This is a genomic window from Vibrio sp. B183 (genome assembly GCF_000740665.1).
GTDB classification, from domain to species: Bacteria; Pseudomonadota; Gammaproteobacteria; order Enterobacterales; family Vibrionaceae; genus Vibrio; species Vibrio coralliilyticus.
In genome coordinates, this window is the sequence record NZ_JPQB01000013.1 from 89,213 (window position 1) to 109,447 (window position 20,235).

The window sequence follows — 20,235 nt, forward strand, 5'->3', positions numbered from 1 at the left end:
GCTAATCACCCAGTTTTATTTTTCTTAGTTTTGGATTGTCAGCGAACATGTCCTGGTGTGTTGTAAGTATCACAATGCCATCATCTTCAGCATGGCTAAGGAAGAGAGATTCCAGAACTTTCACTCCCTGTTTATCAATCGCCGTCAGAGGCTCATCCAAGATCCAAAGTTTATGGTCGCTCAGCCACAAACGGGCCAATGCAACTCGACGTTGTTGTCCAGCAGAAAGCTGAGCAACGGGGACATCTTCACGCCCCACTAGCCCTACTTTCATCAAAGCACTATAGATAGTCTCTTTATCTACAGGCTTACGAGAATGTATATTGAGATAGAACCTCAAATTTTCATAAGCAGTTAGCTCACGCTTCACACCTGTTTGATGGCCCAAAAACAGCAGATCCTGATGATAAGCATCTCGGTTTGACTCAATATTCTCGCCGTTCCAGAAAATCTCACCACTATCACGTTCTCCGAGCCCAGTTACGATACGCAACAACGTTGTTTTGCCTGTGCCATTTCGGCCTTCAATCTGTACTAACTCACCGGAATTTATAGTAAAAGATAGGGATTCGAAGAGAATTCTTTCATCTCTGATGGCAGTCAGTTGAGATACTTCTAACATGAACGTTCACTACATAAATTTCGTGCGGGTATAGTACCACAGCCGTACTCACACAAAATAGAATTAGCCACATACGAATCACGAAACTCGGTAAGATTCTGTTAACAATCTATCACAGCCCCATTTAACTACCACTAAATGGTTACAATTGAACACAAAAAAAGGATGCTGTTTGCATCCTTTTTAATCGTTATTTTCTCGCACTTTTTCGCCGTACTGGTGTTTTGCGTTGTTCATTGCCAGCACTTAGAGGAGGAATCTTCTCTTTCCCTGCAATCTTCTTTTGCAAGGATAACATCAATTCAGCTTCAGCTTTAGGCAATTCACATTCTTCAATAAGCTCGTTAACGTCAGCGCCTAACTGAACCATTTTTGTGGCTCTCGAGTACAACCGACCATCACCATCTTCCTGTTCTAGTTCTGATATTCTTTCATTCAGGTGCTGGATGAGATCCTGTTGCTCACTTACTCGTTGCCCTAATCCGACAACCACAGAGCGCACTTCAAGCAGTTGTTTTGTAGCCTTCTGCAACTCTTTATCGAGGTGGCGATTCTGTTGCCGCCAATGATCGGCCATTAGCCGCTGACTTTTCTTAATACGAAAAAGAGCCAATACAAACAACAGTACAACTAACGCAATGGCTCCTGCGATCACAGGAGCATTTGCAAATACCACTGCATCCATTACAGGTGAGCCATCTCATCCCATTCTTCGTCAGTCAGAAGCTTGTTCAGATCAACCAAGATTAGTAGCTTACCATCGCGGTTGCTCACACCCTGAATGAACTTAGCACTTTCATCAGTACCAACACTTGGCGTGGTATCAATTTCAGAAGAACGCAAGTAAACCACTTCCGCAACGCTATCCACTAGAATACCAATCACCTGATGTTCTGATTCAATCACGATGATGCGCGTATTATCGGTAATTTCACCTTCCATCAAGCCGAAGCGTGAACGAGTATCGATTACCGTTACGACGTTACCACGTAGATTAATAATACCTAGAACATAATCAGGGGCGCCCGGTACAGGAGCAATCTCTGTATAGCGAAGTACTTCACGTACCTGCATTACGTTGATACCGTAAGTTTCTTCTTCTAGCTGGAACGTCACCCACTGAAGTACTTCGTCATTGGACTGATCTTTTCTTACTTCGACTTCATTAGTTTGAGACATACCTATTCCTCTCTAAGCCTAAATCGGCATAAATGTTTTATTTATCTAAGGCTTTTACATCAAGTCCTGCATTAAGCATAGCTATCAATGCTTCAACATGGATCAAAGCACACATTTTTTCTTTAACCATTCCAGCTAGCCACGGGCGCTTACCTGCTGTTTTGCGCCAGCGGACTTTCTCTGGATTAAGCGATTCTGTTCCTTTTAGTTGTGTTGAAGCTAGTCCCCACATACTTTCATCCAGCATCACTATGTATTGGTATTCATCCTTGTAGCTGTTGTCTATCAGCTTTTCGGACATCACCCACTTTGCCGTGTCTACCACATCCAGCTGAGCCTCTCGGCTTGTTTGGAGGCCTAAATACCATTCAGGACGCCCTATCAGATGATTCAATTCCGCTATTCGGTGTATACCACCGAGTTCGTCTAGGGGAACTGCAAAAGTCACGCTATTCACATCAAAGTAAAGTACCTGAAACTCTGCGTCACGCTCAGTCGAATGCCAAATGCCTAATTCGCTGCCCCCAGCTTGAGTATCAGGCTCGACAGAAGCTTCTTCTGCCAATTCAACTTCTGGCTCTTCAATTTGAATTTCAGCTTCTGATTCTACTTGGATGGTTTCCTCAACAAGGTCAGAAGTGTCCAACTCAGCCTCAACTATCGGCTCGTCTAAGTCAGGAATTTCAACTTCCCAATCCTGAACTTCTTCAACAACCTCTTTGGCTTCAGCAATCTGAACCGTGTTTTGCTCCATCACCTCTTCAAGCTGAAGCTCTGCAACAGGGTTGGTGGACTCCAGTTGTTCCAGCAGCCTTTCCACATCATCTAAATTGGGAACTTCTACTTCCGCAGTTGGTGCTGAATAGTAGCTTTTCTCTTCAACTGACTGAACAACGGGCTCCAGTTCCACCTCTTCCGGTTTTGGTAAGATATCAGGAACGCTTTCTGGAACCTCTGACAGTTCTTCAATTTCAATTGATTCATCGAGTAACGCTGAAAAGTACTCGTCCAGCGCTTGCTCACTTGAGAGTAAAGTGTTGCTACTCATCCACCGCTAACCTCTCTAAATAGATCAACAGTTGCTTGTATGCGAAAACACCCCGGCTACCCGATGCAAAATGTGAAACTGGAAGATGTTTTAAACTGGCATCTCGGAACTTGGTATCGATCGGTACAGCCGAAGTCCAAACTTGATTAGGGTAATCCTTCTTCAGTTGCTGCAAAGTCTGCAACGATGCTCTCGTTCGCTTATCGTACATTGTCGGAACAATCGTTACTTTAAATTCACGATTACGCGATTTTTGCATAATCGCCAATGTTCGAACCATACGCTCCAAGCCTTTCATCGCCAAGAACTCTGTCTGGACTGGAATCAATATACGATTGCTCGCAGCCAACGCATTGACCATCATGACCCCTAATATCGGCGGGCAATCAATGAGCACATAGTCATAATGCTCTTTTATTGCCATTAGAGCTCGCTTGAGGATAAGTCCCATCCCACTGCGGTTTCCCATCACACGGTCAAGCGTCGCAAGTGACATATGGGCAGGTATTAAGTCAATCCCTTCAATATCTGACTTCATGACCAAAGGTAAAACGCTTTGTTCACTAAACTCTTTGAGTTGGAAAAGATCGAACAGGCTTGAAGCCACGCCGTCGGAGTCATAACCTAAATACGTAGTCAGAGATGCATGCGGATCCGTATCTACAAGTAGAACGCGTTTTCCTTGCTTGCTAAGCAAACCAGCCAACGTGATCGTCGTTGTCGTTTTACCAACACCGCCTTTCTGGTTTGCAATACTCCAAACAATCATGCGATACCTCTACGACAGGCCAACTTCTACCAGAATGCGCTCAGCAATACGCTCCAATGGTAGGTCTTCGGTGGAAATACCCGCTTTGGCCACGGCTTGAGGCATGCCATAAACAACACAACTCTCTTCGTCTTGCGCCCAAATTGTTGAGCCTGCGCTTTTCAACATACGAGCGCCTTCTCTTCCATCTGCTCCCATACCTGTTAGAACCATTGAAAGTACTTGATCAGAATAGATTTTTGCTGCACTGCCAAAGGTTACATCAACACAAGGCTTATAATTCATTCGCTCACCGCCATCGATGACACGTAACTTTGCAGAGCCTGGGCGCCCGTCAATCATCATCTGTTTACCGCCAGGCGCAAGGTATGCAACTCCTGGTTTGAGCACATCACCATCAGCCGCTTCTTTAACCTGAATTTTACACAGCGAGTTTAAACGACTCGCGAACGCAGCCGTAAACGTTGCTGGCATATGCTGAATCAACACAATTGGATGCGGATAGTTAGCGGGTAGCTTTGTAAGTATTTTTTGTAATGCAACAGGCCCTCCTGTGGAGGTACCGATTGCAGTCAGCTGGTATTTTTTGCCACTTGCTTTAAATCTTGCAGCTGAAGACGGCTTAGAGGCGGTCGCTGCTGGGCGCGTCGTCCGCTGCGTAGGAGCAGTCGACGTAGCAGGTTGCCTTGCCGTCGGAGTAGCCGTTGGTGCTGGTTTTGCCGCAGGGCGACGCATAAAGGTACGGCGTGACGAGATTTGAATTACGCGCTGCTGTAACAGAGAAACTGCATCATCACGGTTACGTGCAATATCCTCAAACTTCTTCGGCAAAAAGTCCAATGCACCTGCATCAAGCGCATCTAACGTTGCTTTAGCACCATCATGAGTCAAAGAAGAGAACATCAAAATTGGAACCGGACTTTTTGCCATGATCTCACGAACGGCTGTTATACCGTCCATGACTGGCATTTCAATGTCCATAGTAATGACGTCTGGCTTCAATCTGATCGCTTTTTCGACCGCTTCTTTACCATTGGTCGCAACATCCATCACCTCTAGTCTAGGCTCTGAATTGATTATTTCACTGACTCGGCGACGGAAAAAACTCGAATCATCTACCACTAAAACTTTAATCGCCATAGCAATCCTTTTTTGTTCTACGACTTAGATTCGAGAAGCAGCTGCATACTGCTTAAGCAAATCCGGCACATCCAGAATTAGAGCGATATGACCATCGCTGGTAATCGTTGCACCTGCCATTCCTGGCGTGCCTTGAAGCATGCTATCAAGCGGTTTAATAACCACTTCTTCTTGCCCAATCAAGGTATCCACAACAAAACCAACACGTTGGCTACCGATCTGGACAATCACAACATGCCCATGACCTTTACGAAGCTCTACATCTCCAGCTTGAGGCGCTAACCAATTCTGTAAGTAGAACAACGGAATCGATTTTTCACGAACGATAATAGTCAACTGACCGTCTACGACGTTAGTCCTGCTCAAGTCGAGGTGGAAAATTTCATTCACGCTTGCCAGTGGTAGCGCAAACGGATGTCCAGCAACACCGACCATCAAGGTAGGAAGAATAGCCAGAGTTAACGGAACTTTAATCGTAATCTTGGTTCCTTTACCCATTTCTGAATCGATGTCGATGGAGCCATTAAGGGTGTTAATAGCGGTTTTCACCACATCCATGCCCACACCACGACCAGAAATGTCTGAAATTTGTTCTTTACTAGAGAAGCCAGGCATAAAGATCAGGTTAAAACATTCTTTATTGGTCAAGCGAGAAGCTGCATCCTCATCCATGATACCGCGCTTGACCGCAATACCTCGAAGCTTATCTGGGTCCATACCACCACCATCATCTACAATGGCTAATTCGATATGATCGCCCTCTTGAGAAGCAGACAGGATAACTTTACCCGTTCTCGGTTTACCGGCCTTGACTCGGTCATCAGGCATTTCAACGCCGTGGTCGACAGAGTTACGTACCAAGTGAATCAGTGGATCCGCTAGTGCTTCAACTAGGTTTTTATCCAAGTCTGTATCTTCACCACGCATCTCAAGATTAATATCTTTCTTCAGACTACGAGCTAAATCTCGAACAACACGAGGGAAACGACCGAATACCTTCTTGATGGGCTGCATGCGTGTTTTCATCACAGCGCCTTGAAGATCAGCAGTAACAACATCCAAGTTCGCTACCGCTTTTGACATTTCTTCATCATTGCTGTTGAGGCCCAAACTTAGCAGTCGGTTACGAACAAGCACCAATTCACCGACCATATTCATAATGGTATCTAGTGTTGATGTATCTACCCGTACAGTTGCTTCAGCTTGAGGTTTCTTGGCTTGTGTCGCTGGCGGAGCAGCTTCTTTTTTAGCTGGCGGTGCAGCTTTCTCTTTTGGTTTTGGGGCAGATGCAACAGTTGAAGCTGCAGGTGCTGCCGCCTTAGGAGCTGGTGCTGCAGCTTTTTGGGCTGGCGCTGGCTTAGCAGGTTCTGGGGCTTGCTCTACATTTTGTGTTGCGGGCTTGGTTGCTGCATCAAGCTCTTCAACTGAAGGCCCCTTACCTGAACCGTGTAAATCATCAAGTAGCTTTTCAAACTCAGCGTCTGTCATTAAATCGCTATCGCCACCACTGGCAGCAGCTGCAGGTGCAGGCGTTTCAGGTTTACTCGGCGGTGGCGGGGCAGGAGTGGCTGCCGAACCTTCACCGGGAGCTTTCCCGCTACCATGTAGCTCATCTAAAAGCTTTTCAAATTCATCATCAGTAATGTCACCGCTCATATCACCATCAAGCACAGACGGAGCGGCCGGAGCCTCTGTTGCTGCAGCGGCTTCAGAGGTCCCTGGTGCACTACCTTCACCATGAAGCTCGTCTAATAATTTTTCAAATTCATCTTGTGTAATTTCGTCAATAGAACCAGCGGACACGGCTTGCGTACTAGGTGCTTCTGGTGATACTTCCACTGGTTCTGAAGCGACAGGCTCTTCAACAATAGGCTCTTCCACTACTGGATCAGCAGGCGCTTCTGCCGTAGGTTCGGCTTCATCTTCAGTTTGAGGTTTGCTTAGACGATGCAGCTCATCAAGCAATGCTTGATCTGCTGGAGTCAGAGGCTCTCTATCCTGTACTGCCTGAAACTGCTCGTTGACAGTATCCAGCGCATTCAGCATGGTATCCATTAGACTTGCTGTAACCTGGCGCTGACCGTTACGCAAAATATCAAACACGTTTTCAGCACCGTGGCAGGTATCAACCAGTTCGGTTAATGATAAGAAACCCGCCCCGCCTTTGACAGTGTGGAAACCACGAAATATTGCATTTAAAAGGTCTTTGTCGTCAGGGTTGTTTTCTAGTTCTACCAACTGTTCAGAAAGAAGCTCTAGTATCTCGCCAGCTTCAACCAAAAAGTCCTGTAGAATGTCTTCGTCTAATTCATAGCTCATAAGTTACCTCTAAAACCCAAGACTTGAGAGTAAGTCGTCGACTTCGTCTTGTGATGAAACCGCATCTTCCCTTTCATGAGGGTTGAGTATTGGCCCCTCTGGGTCTATCGATGATTTGTTCTTATCGTTTGCAGCGTCTTGTAGTTGACTTGCGCCAAACGCTGTCAGAATTTCCACTAGTCTCTTTTCAACTTCATTAACGAGGGTAATCACTCTACGAATGATTTGACCTGTCAAATCTTGAAAATCCTGCGCCATTAGAATTTCTGTTAGCTGCCCTCTAAGCTCGGAGCTATCTCCTTCTACTTCACCAAGTAGACCATCAATGCGATGGCACAGAGCTTTAAATTCTGCAAGTTCAATACGCCCATGCATTAATTCGTTCCACTGAGGGCGGACCTGGAGCAATCCTTCATGAAGGTTGTCTGCTATTGGCATGCAGCGGTCAACAGCATCCATGGTTTTATTCGCCGCAGTTTCTGTCTTATCAATGACATACTGGAGTCTGTCCCTAGCATCAGGAATTTCATCGTTCGCAATCTCACTCATGCGTTCATCAATGCTAAATTGCTTGATAGATTCGTGAAGATCACGCGTCAGCTCACCTATTTCCTGTAGCATTGGATTAGAAGAGCCTTCATGTATGTCTTTGACAAGTTGGTCAGCTTCTTTCTGCTGATCGTTTTCTAACAACTCTACGAGGTGCTTTGCCTGTTCTAATGAAATCATTCTGAATTGGCCTTTCGCGTTACGTAGTCAATTCCTTGACTTATAAACGCTCAAAGATTTTATCTAATTTTTCTTTTAGTGTAGCTGCGGTAAATGGCTTAACGATATAGCCATTAACACCTGCTTGCGCAGCTTCAATGATTTGTTCGCGCTTCGCTTCTGCTGTGATCATAAGAACAGGTAGATGCTTAAGCTCCTCGTCGGCACGAATATGCTTCAGAAGGTCGATACCTTGCATACCAGGCATGTTCCAGTCTGTTACTACAAAGTCGAACTCACCTTTCTTAAGCATTGGTAACGCCGTTAAGCCGTCATCCGCTTCTTGAGTGTTATTGAAACCCAAGTCACGAAGTAAGTTCTTAACGATACGGCGCATTGTTGAAAAGTCGTCAACAATAAGGATCTTCATGTTTTTATTCAAAATTGCCTCCACTGAGTTCGATATCAGTGATTTTTAGTCATTATTTGTCCAAACACTCAACTTTGTGCGTAGACGCTGCATTGATTGGCTTAGTATTTGGCTAACGCGCGACTCGCTAACACCAATAACTTCGCCGATTTCCTTCAAGTTTAACTCTTCATCATAATAAAGCGAAAGTACTAGAGCTTCTCTTTCAGGAAGTGATTTAATTGATTCTACTAGTGCAGTACGAAAATATTCATCTGCGACGCCCTGAAAAGGGATATTTTCTTCGTCAGCATCTTCGTGCGATATCGCATCTTCTGACACACCTAAATCGTCAATACCAATGAGACGAGAACTGTTAATATCCGTTAATGCACTGTGGTATTGCTCAAGGCTCATTTCTAAGCGCTTGGCGACCTCTGCATCGGTTGGGTCCCGATTGAGTTCACCTTCTAACTGCGCAATGGCCTGACTGATTTCTCGACTGTTTTTGTGTACTGAGCGGGGAACCCAATCCCCACGGCGTATATCATCAAGCATAGCACCACGGATGCGAATGCCAGCATAGGTTTCAAAACTGGCGCCTTTACTGCCGTCGTAGTTCTTTTGAGCTTCTAATAAGCCAATCATTCCGGCTTGAATTAGGTCTTCGACCTGTACGCTCGGAGGTAATCGCCCGAGCAAATGGTGAGCAATGCGCTTTACCAGCACCGAGTATTTTTCTAAAAATGCTCGCTGGCTGTCTTGATTTGCGTATTGGTCATAGGTCAATGCCTTATTCACCAAATGGTTCCTCTAACATCTCTGTTCTATGAAGTAAGCGTTCTACAAAAAACTCCAGATGTCCACTCGGTGTCTTAGGAATTGGCCAAGTTAGCGCTTTATTTGCTAACGATCCCAAAGCTAATGACGCTGGCGAACGAGGGAATGCATCCACGACAATCTTTTGTTTTTTCACAGCTTGTCGAACTTTATCATCCAATGGAATACATGCTACGAGCTCAAGGCTAACATTCAAGAATCGCTCTGTGACCAAGGTCAACTTTGCGAACAATTCTCTCCCTTCACGATAGCTTCTGACCATATTTGCAACAATTTTAAATCGTTGAACTTGGTGTTCTTTACTCAAAAGTTTGATCAGAGCATATGCATCCGTGATAGAAGTCGGTTCGTCACAAACCACAACTACCACATCCTGAGCTGCGCGTGAAAAGCTCACTACCATATCTGAGATCCCGGCAGCAGTATCAATGAGTAACACGTCCATCTCATCTTCTAGGCTGCCAAAAGCACGAATTAAACCGACATGTTGCGCATGAGACAATTCGGTCATTGACTGAGTGCCAGAAGTCGCCGGAATAATTTTTATTCCATACGGTCCTTCAACAATAGCATCTTGTAAGTCACATTCGCCTGCTAATACATGGCCGAGGTTTTTCTTCGACCGTATACCCAGCATTACATCAACATTTGCCAAACCAAGGTCAGCATCAAGCACCATGACCTTTTTGCCTTGGCGCGCCATACATATCGCAAGGCCTAAAGTCACATTTGATTTACCCACGCCGCCCTTACCACCAGTAACCGCAATTACTTTAGTCAGTGAAGGTTGTGTTAAGCGGCGTAGTCCGCTTGCTTGGTCTTGTATCATATTCTTAGTCATAATCGTCCGCCGCCTAGAACCTTTCTGATTCACTATTCCAATAGTGAGGTTCGTCATCTGTCGACTTCTCTAACAATTCATTTGCCTTCGCAACCATGTACTTAGGCTGCGCTATCACTATGTCTTCCGGAACTCGCTGTCCATTCGCGATATAAGCCACAGGTAATGAGTTTTGTACTACGACACTGACAAACTCTCCTAGGCTTAACGACTCATCCAGTTTGGTGAGAATACAACCCGAAAGTGGAATTCTCTTAAAGTGGTCGATGGTCTCTTGCAGTACCTTGCGCTGCGCGGTAGCAGGTAAAACTAGGTAGCTATGAATCACTTCACCGCTTTCATGCATGAGCGTATCAAGCTGCTCTGATAAGCGAACATCACGCTGTCCCATACCTGCTGTATCAACCAGAATTAGGCGACGATTTCTCAGTTGATATATTACATCGGCTAACTCTTTGGAATCTTTAGCAACTTTTACTGCACATCCCATAATGCGACCGTAAATCGATAATTGCTCGTGTGCACCGATACGATAAGTATCCGTTGTAACTAAGGCGACGTTGTCTGAGCCAAACTCCATTGCAGCTCTTGCTGCAAGCTTGGCAACCGTCGTCGTTTTACCCACGCCTGTAGGCCCTAGTAAGGCAACCACGCCACCACGTTTAAGAATATCTTGTTTGGAAATAGGAATTTGGTCCGAAACTAGACCCAGCAACGCTTTCCATGCTTTTGTTGGTGGCGTATCTTCAGGAATATAACATGCGAGTTGATCCGCTAGCTCAGCAGAAACCCCCATACGTTCAAGTCGTTTAATCAACATCGCACGAAGAGGTTCGCGGCGCTCAACTTCCTGCCACATAAGTCCAGATACTTGATGCTCAAGAAGTCGGCGAATTGACGTCATCTCTTCACGCATATCTTCAAGATCTTCGCCGCGCACATTCTGCTCTTCGGCACGACTACGTTCATAACGTGTCGGATCAAGACGTGGAGCAGGTCGCTCTGCGCTTCGGTCTTCTGCAATGAGTCGGGCTAACGGAGAGTCTTCACGTACCTGAACGCCGTTATTATCCCCTCGAGCAGCCGATTGTCTCTTAAGTAATGCCGATAGTGAGTCCGCACTTTCTGGCTCATTGCCATCGGCTTCTCCAGCACCGTTGCTGTATTGCTTAAGCATGTTTGCAAAGCGCTTCGTCATGGAGCGGCCTGAGTCCGCCTTACCTTGCAGACTCACTCTATCTTCGTCTAACTGACGTTGCTTAGGAGTTGGCGCGCTCTTCATATTCGCAGCGGCCTGAGAGTTGTTGTAGCGAGGTTGGGAGTTATAGTTAGCGCCTGAGCGCGCCGCGGCTGTCTCATTGTCTACCGCTGCAACAATCTCCACACCACCAGCGACTTTTTTATTAGACATGATAACCGCATCATCACCTAACTCCCCTTTGACTTGGAGTAAGGCGGTACGCATGTCTTTGGCAAAAAATCGTTTAATCTTCAAAGTAGATATCCATCTATTCACGCATTACTGCTAGTTACCAACGGCTTGAACAATACGTATTTGTTTCTCGTCTGGGATTTCCTGATAAGAGAGCACTCGCAGCGATGGGATTGTGTTCTTCACAAACTTAGCCAATGTTGAACGCAATACGCCAGAGGTCAGAAGGACGGCTGGCTCTCCTTTCAACTCTTGCTCTTGAGTTGCCTGAGTTAAAGAAGATTGTAGTCGTTCTGCCAAACCTGGTTCGATGCCTGCAGACTCTCCCCCAGATGCTTGCATTGTTTGATGCAATATTTGTTCCAGCTCAGGAATCAATGTAATAACTGGCAACTCTGGCTCTATTCCATTGATTTCCTGAACAATTAATCGTTTTAAAGAAATGCGAACGGCGGCTGTGAGGATGTCAGGTTCTTGACTCTTGCTTGAATATTCAGCCAAGGTTTGGACGATAGTTCGGATGTCTCGGATAGGTACCGCTTCATTAAGCAAGTTCTGTAATACTTTCACCACAACGCCCAGCTGAAGCTGATCCGGCACAAAGTTCTCTACCAATTTAGGCGCACTTCGACCAAGCATCTCTAGCAGGTTTTGCACTTCCTCATGACCAATCAGATTTGAAGCGTTGTTCGTTAGTAGTTGACTTAAATGAGTAGCAAGAACGGTAGAAGAGTCCACTACGGTATAACCAAGTGCTTGGGCGTGCTCTCGCTGCTCATCTTTGATCCACACTGCCTCAAGACCAAAAGCAGGGTCAATGGTTGGTTCGCCTTCCACCATGCCATATACCTGCCCCGGGTTAATAGCCAACTCCATATCAGGGCGAATCTCTGCTTCACCTACTGCAACGCCCATCAAAGTAATCCGATAACTATTGGGAGTCAGCTCCAAGTTGTCGCGAATGTGGACCGCAGGAATCAGAAAACCAAAATCTTGCGAGAGTTTTTTGCGAACGCCCTTAACCCGTTCTAACAACTCGCCTCCTTGGTCTTTGTCCACTAACGGGATCAAGCGGTAACCTACCTCAAGACCAATGATGTCAACGGGTTGAACGTCATCCCAAGACAATTCTTTAGGCGTCGGCGCATCTTGCTCTGTAGTGGCTGGTAAATTAGATTTCTCCGCTTCCTGTTTCTGTTTACGATGAATCCAGTACGCGCCAGCACCTGCCATAATCGCAAGTAACAAGAATGCAAAATGCGGCATACCGGGCACGACACCCATCACGCCAAGAATACCAGCGGTAATCATTAGTGCTTTCGGGTTGTCGAACATCTGGAACACAACCTGCTGTCCCATATCCTCGTCAGTGTTCTGGCGAGTCACCATGATTGCAGCACCAATCGACAAGAGTAGCGACGGTATCTGAGCAACCAAGCCATCACCAATAGTCAACAAGGTATAGATCTGGATGGCGTCACTGAATGCCAATCCATACTGGGCCATACCAATCGATAGACCACCGATGATGTTGATAAACAGAATCAGGATACCTGCAATGGCATCACCCTTAACAAATTTTGATGCACCGTCCATCGAACCGTAAAAGTCAGCTTCTTTCGTCACTTCCTGGCGACGAGTGCGCGCTTGGTCTTGATCGATCAATCCTGCGTTCAAGTCAGCATCGATCGCCATTTGCTTACCTGGTAACGCATCCAAGGTAAAACGTGCGCTCACTTCAGAAATACGACCTGCACCTTTGGTCACAACCATAAAGTTGATGATCATCAGGATAAGGAAGACAACAAGACCAACGGCATAATTACCACCAATCACCACGCTACCAAACGCTTCAATCACACTACCTGCCGCTCCGGTACCTTCGTGGCCATACAACAAAACAACTCGAGTTGAAGCAACGTTCAACGCTAGGCGCAGTAAAGTCGCGATAAGAAGTACGGTTGGAAACGCAGCGAAATCTAATGGCCTACGGGTGTAGACTGTGACCAATAGCACCACCATCGCCAGTGCGATGTTAAATGTGAAGAATAAGTCGAGCAGGAATGGCGGTATTGGCAGCACGACCATCGCCAGTGTCGCCAATACCATGACAGGCGCACCTATCGCTGGCATCGCTCTCTGAGGGATGGGAGGTAACTTATCCGCGAACGGCAATGTAAACTTCATAGAAGAGAAATCTATAATTTAACCAAAATTAAGGGACTTAGGCGGTTATGCAAGTTCCAGTCCATAAGTCCTGTCAATTTTATGGCTAAACAGAAAAGTCGCAGAAAGCTGTAACTCATTGAATTACATTACTTCCTACACAAGCAATGTACTTTAAGGTTGGATATTAAAAATCAGCTCACCACGTCGTTTATTCAGATCGTAATCAACACATACGATACCGGAGGTAGGAAACATCGGTGGCACCATATCTGGCACAAATTCCGCCGTCAGATAACCGACCAATGGCAAGTGTGAGACTAACAGGATCGATTCAAGACCTTCCACTTCGGCAACCGCAGCAACATAATCCGCCACATGAGTCGACTCACCATATGGCGTGATCTCTTCAAACGTTTGGATTTGTTTGGCGTTGAAACTTCGGGATACTTCCTGCCAGGTTTGTTGGGCCCGCAAGTAAGGGCTTACTAGTACTTTATCAAACTGGGCATAGCCTTGTTCTGCACAAGCTCTGGCCACTGCGGCTGAGGCACTGCGTCCTCTTTCTGTTAGCGCACGCTCAGCGTCAGAAGCTGCGTAATGCTCTGCTTCTCCGTGGCGCATTATAAATATTTTCATGGCTTCTTCCTAAATCGGTGACTGCTTACTAACCGCAATGTTATTCTTTAATACACGGACTTTTGCTGCCCGTTTAAAAATAATTATATCAAGTACCTTGCTAAAGACTTCGACTTTCTTAACAATCTTAAGGAATGGATAATTAAATTACGTATGCTTATATTTCTCAAAGAGATAGTTGGCACTCGTTCACATCCCGTACATACTAGTATCTAAGCATCTTCAGCGGAGAGACCCTTGTGCATATAAGCCCAAATGACACCAACCAATATCGCTACCTCACGTTGGAAAACGGGCTCAGAGTCTTGGTGGTTCAGGATCGCGATGCACAAAAATCAGCCGCCGCGCTTGCAGTCAATGTAGGGCATTTTGATGACCCGATGGATCGTCAGGGGCTCGCTCATTACCTAGAACATATGCTGTTTTTGGGTACAGAAAAATACCCTAAAGTCGGGGAGTTTCAAAGCTATATTAATCAGCACGGTGGCAGCAATAATGCTTGGACTGGCACCGAGCACACTTGCTACTTTTTTGACGTTACTCCTTCAGCCTTTGAGGATAGCCTCGACCGGTTTAGCCAATTTTTTACTGCACCACTGTTTAACCCTGAAGCGCTAGATAAAGAACGCCAAGCGGTTGAATCTGAATATAAGCTCAAACTTAAAGATGATTCTCGTCGTCTGTATCAGGTTCACAAGGAGCTGGTGAATCCGGAACATCCGTTTGCCAAGTTTTCGGTAGGCAACCTAGAAACACTCGGTGATCGTGATGGGCAGTCGATCCGTGACGAGATTGTCGAATTTCACTATCAGCAATACTCTGCGGATTTGATGACGCTAACCGTTATGGGCCCTCAATCTCCAGACAAGCTTGCGCTCTGGGTGGAAGAAAGATTTTCGTCCATCCCAACCCATGGCCTGGCGGGTAAATCTATCAGCACACCCTATACGGACAAAAACTCCACCAGCATTTTGGTGAATGTAGAGCCAATCAAAGAAATCCGGAAACTGATACTGACCTTCCCAATGCCAAGTATGGATGAGCATTATCGTCAGAAACCTCTCTCTTATTTCGCGCATTTGCTTGGTTATGAGGGTGAAGGCAGCCTGATGTTAGCGTTGAAGGAAGCAGGTTGGATCACTTCCCTTTCTGCCGGTGGTGGCACCAGTGGCAGCAACTATCGTGAATTTACGGTTAGCTGCGCGTTAACCACAGAGGGACTTGGCTGTGTTGATGAAATTGTACAGGCGATTTTCTCCTATTTAACACTATTAAGCCGCGATGGGTTTGATGAGTGGCGTTACCTTGAGAAGCAGGCCGTGCTCGAGTCGGCTTTCCGCTTTCAAGAGCCGACACGACCATTAGATTTGGTCAGTCACCTTGTGGTCAACATGCAGCATTACGCGCCAGAAGATACAATCTACGGCGACTTTATGATGAATGAATATGACGAACCTCTACTCAAAGACCTGCTGCAATATTTAACGCCTGAGAACCTTCGCATTACGCTAATTGCGCAGGGCTTCAAGTATGATAAGCAGGCCCAATGGTACGCTTCTCCCTACTCCGTCACTCCATTTAATTCAGAGAAGCTGGCCTACTATAAAGCAACAAGCGAATTGAGCTTTTGCCTGCCGCCAAAGAACCCGTTTATTTGTTACGACTTAGATCCGCAGCCCATCGATTCTCGGTCTGATATCCCTGAAGTCATTGAAGAACTTCCAGGCTTCAAATTATGGCACCTCCAAGACCATGAATTCCGCGTACCTAAAGGTGTTATCTATGTAGCGATTGATAGCCCGCATGCGGTCGCTAATCCGAGAAACATTGTCAAAACACGCTTATGTGTAGAGATGTTCCTCGATTCACTGGCTAAAGAGACCTATCAGGCGGAAATTGCCGGTATGGGCTACAACATGTATGCCCATCAAGGTGGCGTGACGTTAACACTGTCTGGTTTCAGCAAGAAACAGCCAGAGTTGATGAAAATGATCCTCAACCGCTTTTCTAAACGTGAGTTCAGTGCCAAACGCTTTGAGACCATCAAAACTCAGTTAATCAGGAACTGGCGTAACGCAGCCCAAGACAAACCCATTTCTCAGTTGTTCAACGCCATGACCGGGCTGTTACAACCCAATAACCCACCTTACGTTGAATTGTTGGAAGCACTCGAGACTATTCATGTCGAAGAGTTAGCCGAGTTCGTTCAGGATATTTTGGCCGAATTGCATGTTGAGATGTTTGTTTATGGTGATTGGACCCGCACTGATGCAATCAGCCTCGGTGAGACACTCAAAGACGCGCTTAGAGTCCATAATCAACAATATGAGGAAGCACTTCGTCCTCTTGTGATGCTTGGTAAAAACGGGACATTCCAATGTTCGGTGGAATGCAATCAGGAAGATTCTGCCGTCGTTGTATACTACCAGTGTGACGATATCGAGCCGCGAAACATCGCTCTCTACTCACTGGCTAATCACCTGATGTCAGCTACGTTTTTCCATGAGATACGTACCAAGCAACAGCTGGGTTATATGGTAGGAACAGGGAACTTACCACTCAATCGTCATCCGGGTATTGTGCTCTATGTACAATCTCCCAATGCCGCTCCTGTCGATTTAATTAGCTCGATTGACGAGTTTCTCAATGCGTTCTATATGGTGCTTCTTGAGCTCAACGAATACCAATGGCACAGCAGTAAACGAGGGTTGTGGAACCAGATTGCAACGCCAGACACCACCCTACGCAGTCGAGCTCAGCGTTTATGGGTTGCAATAGGTAATAAAGATCGTGGCTTTAACCAAAAAGAAGTGGTGTTGGAAGAACTCAAGACACTTACTCGCGCTGACATGATTCGCTTTGTCGTGAACGAACTCAAACCCAGAACAGCGAACCGTCTCATTATGCACACTCAAGGGAACGCACATCATGAGTCCGCTCCGCTTGAATTAGGTTTTGAAATTGGCTCGATTGAGGAATTTCAATTGAGACCAAAAGACATCGATTTAGGCTGATTGCTCCGACTCGACAATCTTTTTCAATGAATGTGGGTGAAGCTTGATACAAATTCCATCGTGCTTAAATGCCACTGTTGGGTTGTTGAGTCGCTCGCCCTCTCCTTTCGGGCTCGATAATTTCACCTTAATTCCCTGCTCTCCCAGCTGATTCCAGTGTTTCGCAAGTTCTGGCTGTTGTTGCTTGATGCCCTGCAAAAATTCCTCTGCTGTTTCAGCTTGCGAAGGCACAACGAACTCGACGTGCTCCCATGACTGCTGCGGATAGCTTTTTCCCTCGGCTGGATAAGGCAATTCTAAGCACTCAATCGACCAATTTAACGCCTTCAAAGGCTGACTAAATTCAATCACAATGATCGGACGACCATTTATCACCGCATTTGATATTTCACAGCCTTCTTTTAACCATTCTTGATGAGCCAGTTTTGCCAATTCCAAGTCATTGATACGTAATGCAATATGATCCGCCTTAAAAGGACGTAAATTAATATGCAGTTTCTCGCTTAAACATTGAATTTTATGCATAAAATCTTCAATCTTGCCTTTCATTTGTGAAGGCATCAATTCAGCATCCAGTAGTCTTTGAGACATTTTCATCTATCCAAAACGTTGATTTTTCCGCAATACTAGCAAGAACCTAAGGAAAAGTAGAAAATTTCCCAGAACACTCCCTATAAGAAAAGCAATAAAGTTGGTATTATGTGCGCCAAATTATGAACTATATAGAGATATGCATTCATTCCACCAGAGTGGATATTATTCAGCAATAGCGTCTGACGAAGCTGAATAACTCAATGCATATCCAACCAATTCCCAAGAATTGAAGGAAGCGCGTGTGAATATCCAAGCACTTATTAACGACAAAGTATCTCAGGCTCTTGAAGCCGCTGGCGCACCTGCAGGCAGTCCTGCAGCCGTTCGTCAATCAGCAAAGCCACAGTTTGGTGATTACCAGGCAAACGGCGTGATGGGCGTTGCTAAGAAACTCGGCACAAACCCACGCGAATTTGCTCAAAAAGTATTGGATGTTCTAGACCTTGACGGTATCGCAAGCAAAACTGAAATTGCGGGCCCTGGTTTTATCAACATCTTCCTGAGCGAAGAATTCCTCGCCAAACAAGCTGAGTCCGCACTTTCTGACTCTCGCCTTGGTGTTGCAGCTGAAGCGCAAAAAACTATCGTTGCTGACTACTCAGCGCCAAACGTTGCTAAAGAAATGCACGTTGGCCATCTACGTTCAACAATCATCGGTGACGCTGTTGTTCGTACTCTCGAATTCCTTGGTCATAAAGTGATCCGTGCTAACCACATCGGTGACTGGGGTACTCAGTTCGGTATGCTTATCGCCAACCTAGAGCGTGTTCAGCAAGAGTCTGGTGAAGTTTCAATGGAGCTGGCTGACCTTGAAGCCTTCTATCGCGAGTCGAAAAAGCTGTACGACGAAGATGAAGAGTTTGCAGTCAAAGCGCGTAACTACGTGGTTAAACTGCAAGGTGGTGATGAATACTGCGCAGAGATGTGGAAGAAACTGGTGGATGTCACCATGATCCAAAACCAACGCAACTACGATCGTCTTAATGTCTCTCTAACTCGTGAAAACGTAATGGGTGAGAGCATGTACAACAACATGCTACCTGGCATTGTGGCAGACCTGAAAGAGCAAGGTCTTGCACAAGAAGATGACGGCGCACAAGTTGTATTCCTTGAAGAGTACAAAAACAAAGACGGCGAGCCTATGGGTGTTATCATCCAGAAGCGTGACGGCGGCTTCTTGTACACCACTACCGATATCGCTTGTGCGAAATACCGCTACGAGACGCTAGGTGCCGACCGCGTATTGTACTTTATTGACTCACGCCAGCATCAACACCTGATGCAAGCATGGACAATCGTTCGTAAAGCGGGCTATGTGCCAGAAGAGGTAACTCTTGAACACCACGCTTTCGGTATGATGCTAGGTAAAGATGGCCGTCCATTTAAGACGCGTGCAGGTGGCACAGTTCGTCTGGCGGACCTGCTAGACGAAGCAGAAGAGCGTGCAATCAAGCTTATCGAGTCTAAGAACCCAGACTTAGAAACTGCTGAAAAGCAAAACATCGCCAACACTGTAGCAATGGCTGCTGTTAAGTACGCAGACCTGTCTAAACACCGTACGACTGACTACGTGTTTGACTGGGACAACATGTTGGCATTTGAAGGCAACACAGCACCATACATGCAGTACGCCTACACACGTGTTGCTTCTATCTTCGCTAAAGCAGGCATCTCTATGGATGAGCTGGCAGGTGACATTCAGATCACCGAAGAGAAAGAGAAATCTCTTATCGCCAAGCTACTTCAGTTTGAAGAAGCTGTGCAGTCAGTTGCTCGTGAAGGTCAACCGCATATCATGTGTAGTTACCTATTCGAACTTGCAGGCCAGTTCTCAAGCTTCTACGAAGCATGCCCAATTCTGAACACAGAAGATGAGTCTGTTAAACAGAGTCGCCTGAAGCTGGCAGCACTGACAGCGAAGACCATCAAGCAAGGTCTTTCTCTGCTAGGTATTGATACGCTAGAACGCATGTAAGCTAGGGCTTTAGCGATACAAAATAAAGGTTGATGTGAAAGCATCAACCTTTTGTTTTATCTGGCGTATACTGGCTAAAAATACTAATAGGAATGAATCATGAGTTTTGAACTCCACCCACAACTGGCAAAGGATACTAGCGTCATTGGCCACTTTCCTTTGACGATTGCCCTGCTCCACAAGGACAACGCTGTTCCTTGGGTCATTCTTGTTCCTAAACGGGAAAATTTAAAAGAACTGCATCACTTGCCAATGCAAGAGCAACAACAGTTCTTACTCGAATCACAAGCGGTAAGCCAAGCATTAGAAGCAACTTTTCGCCCAGATAAACTCAACTTAGGTGCGCTTGGTAATATGGTTCCGCAACTTCATGTCCATCACATCGCACGTTTTAAGGATGATGTTGCCTGGCCAGGGCCCGTATGGGGAAATACTCAGGGGGATTTTCGTTCTGAAGAGGAACAACAAGCGATACTCAGTAAGATTCAGAATGTCTTATCACTAAGTAGCTTGTTTAAAAAAGCATAAAAAAATGCCGCT

At 45.9% G+C, this 20,235-nt stretch carries 18 protein-coding genes; 3 read left to right on the forward strand and 15 right to left on the reverse strand.

What is annotated here, in order from left to right; all coding sequences use genetic code 11:
• Nucleotide 1 precedes the first annotated feature (1 nt).
• The 14 genes from ccmA to sixA all read right to left on the reverse strand — a co-directional run bounded on the left by ccmA (nt 2) and on the right by sixA (nt 14,112).
• Nucleotides 2-622, reverse strand: a complete 621-nt coding sequence (gene ccmA, locus IX95_RS14140; RefSeq protein WP_038161069.1) for a cytochrome c biogenesis heme-transporting ATPase CcmA — start codon at nt 620-622, stop codon at nt 2-4.
• Between the two features lie 190 nt (nt 623-812).
• A complete protein-coding gene (locus IX95_RS14145; RefSeq protein WP_038161072.1) occupies nt 813-1,307 on the reverse strand; it encodes a DUF2802 domain-containing protein in 495 nt (164 codons plus the stop codon).
• Entirely contained in the window at nt 1,307-1,801 is a 495-nt protein-coding gene (locus IX95_RS14150) for a chemotaxis protein CheW (protein ID WP_006959436.1), read from the reverse strand. Before IX95_RS14150 ends, IX95_RS14145 begins: the two co-directional genes overlap by 1 nt.
• A gap of 37 nt (nt 1,802-1,838) precedes the next feature.
• Nucleotides 1,839-2,849: a chemotaxis protein CheW gene (locus IX95_RS14155; protein ID WP_038161075.1), complete on the reverse strand. Its 1,011-nt coding sequence runs from the start codon at nt 2,847-2,849 to the stop codon at nt 1,839-1,841.
• Nucleotides 2,842-3,618 carry a ParA family protein gene (locus tag IX95_RS14160; RefSeq protein ID WP_006959438.1) on the reverse strand — a complete coding sequence of 259 codons (777 nt, stop codon included), beginning with the start codon at nt 3,616-3,618 and terminating at the stop codon, nt 2,842-2,844. The genes IX95_RS14155 and IX95_RS14160 overlap by 8 nt, the downstream gene beginning before the upstream one ends.
• Before the next feature lie 9 nt (nt 3,619-3,627).
• Nucleotides 3,628-4,758, reverse strand: a complete 1,131-nt coding sequence (locus tag IX95_RS14165) for a protein-glutamate methylesterase/protein-glutamine glutaminase (protein ID WP_038161077.1) — start codon at nt 4,756-4,758, stop codon at nt 3,628-3,630.
• A 24-nt stretch (nt 4,759-4,782) separates the two neighbouring features.
• Nucleotides 4,783-7,077 (reverse strand): chemotaxis protein CheA, encoded by a 2,295-nt coding sequence (locus IX95_RS14170; protein ID WP_038161079.1) that lies wholly within the window; start codon nt 7,075-7,077, stop codon nt 4,783-4,785.
• A 9-nt stretch (nt 7,078-7,086) separates the two neighbouring features.
• Entirely contained in the window at nt 7,087-7,806 is a 720-nt protein-coding gene (locus tag IX95_RS14175; protein WP_006959441.1) for a protein phosphatase CheZ, read from the reverse strand.
• 40 nt (nt 7,807-7,846) lie between these two features.
• Nucleotides 7,847-8,215 carry a chemotaxis response regulator CheY gene (cheY, locus tag IX95_RS14180; RefSeq protein WP_019277848.1) on the reverse strand — a complete coding sequence of 123 codons (369 nt, stop codon included), beginning with the start codon at nt 8,213-8,215 and terminating at the stop codon, nt 7,847-7,849.
• Between the two features lie 45 nt (nt 8,216-8,260).
• A complete protein-coding gene (locus tag IX95_RS14185) occupies nt 8,261-8,995 on the reverse strand; it encodes an RNA polymerase sigma factor FliA (protein ID WP_006959443.1) in 735 nt (244 codons plus the stop codon).
• Nucleotides 8,988-9,875 (reverse strand): MinD/ParA family protein, encoded by an 888-nt coding sequence (locus tag IX95_RS14190; RefSeq protein WP_019277847.1) that lies wholly within the window; start codon nt 9,873-9,875, stop codon nt 8,988-8,990. The genes IX95_RS14185 and IX95_RS14190 overlap by 8 nt, the downstream gene beginning before the upstream one ends.
• A gap of 13 nt (nt 9,876-9,888) precedes the next feature.
• Entirely contained in the window at nt 9,889-11,370 is a 1,482-nt protein-coding gene (gene flhF / locus IX95_RS14195) for a flagellar biosynthesis protein FlhF (RefSeq protein ID WP_021457206.1), read from the reverse strand.
• Nucleotides 11,371-11,400: 30 nt separating this feature from the next.
• Nucleotides 11,401-13,494 (reverse strand): flagellar biosynthesis protein FlhA, encoded by a 2,094-nt coding sequence (flhA, locus tag IX95_RS14200; RefSeq protein ID WP_038161083.1) that lies wholly within the window; start codon nt 13,492-13,494, stop codon nt 11,401-11,403.
• Between the two features lie 153 nt (nt 13,495-13,647).
• Nucleotides 13,648-14,112 (reverse strand): phosphohistidine phosphatase SixA, encoded by a 465-nt coding sequence (gene sixA / locus IX95_RS14205; RefSeq protein ID WP_021457205.1) that lies wholly within the window; start codon nt 14,110-14,112, stop codon nt 13,648-13,650.
• A 239-nt stretch (nt 14,113-14,351) separates the two neighbouring features.
• Here sixA and IX95_RS14210 point away from each other — a divergent pair, with 239 nt between their 5' ends.
• A complete protein-coding gene (locus IX95_RS14210) occupies nt 14,352-17,126 on the forward strand; it encodes an insulinase family protein (protein ID WP_038161086.1) in 2,775 nt (924 codons plus the stop codon).
• On the opposite strand, the gene IX95_RS14215 is transcribed toward IX95_RS14210, so the two are convergent.
• Nucleotides 17,118-17,717, reverse strand: a complete 600-nt coding sequence (locus tag IX95_RS14215) for a VOC family protein (RefSeq protein ID WP_038161090.1) — start codon at nt 17,715-17,717, stop codon at nt 17,118-17,120. The genes IX95_RS14210 and IX95_RS14215 overlap by 9 nt on opposite strands.
• A 244-nt stretch (nt 17,718-17,961) precedes the next feature.
• Here IX95_RS14215 and argS point away from each other — a divergent pair, with 244 nt between their 5' ends.
• Together argS and IX95_RS14225 are read left to right on the forward strand one after the other, a co-directional pair.
• The gene (gene argS / locus IX95_RS14220; RefSeq protein ID WP_038161091.1) at nt 17,962-19,695 is read left to right on the forward strand and encodes an arginine--tRNA ligase; all 1,734 of its coding nucleotides are present in this window, start codon (nt 17,962-17,964) and stop codon (nt 19,693-19,695) included.
• A 99-nt stretch (nt 19,696-19,794) separates the two neighbouring features.
• Nucleotides 19,795-20,223, forward strand: coding sequence for an HIT family protein (locus IX95_RS14225; protein ID WP_006959451.1), 429 nt, complete (start codon nt 19,795-19,797; stop codon nt 20,221-20,223).
• Nucleotides 20,224-20,235: the final 12 nt, after the last annotated feature.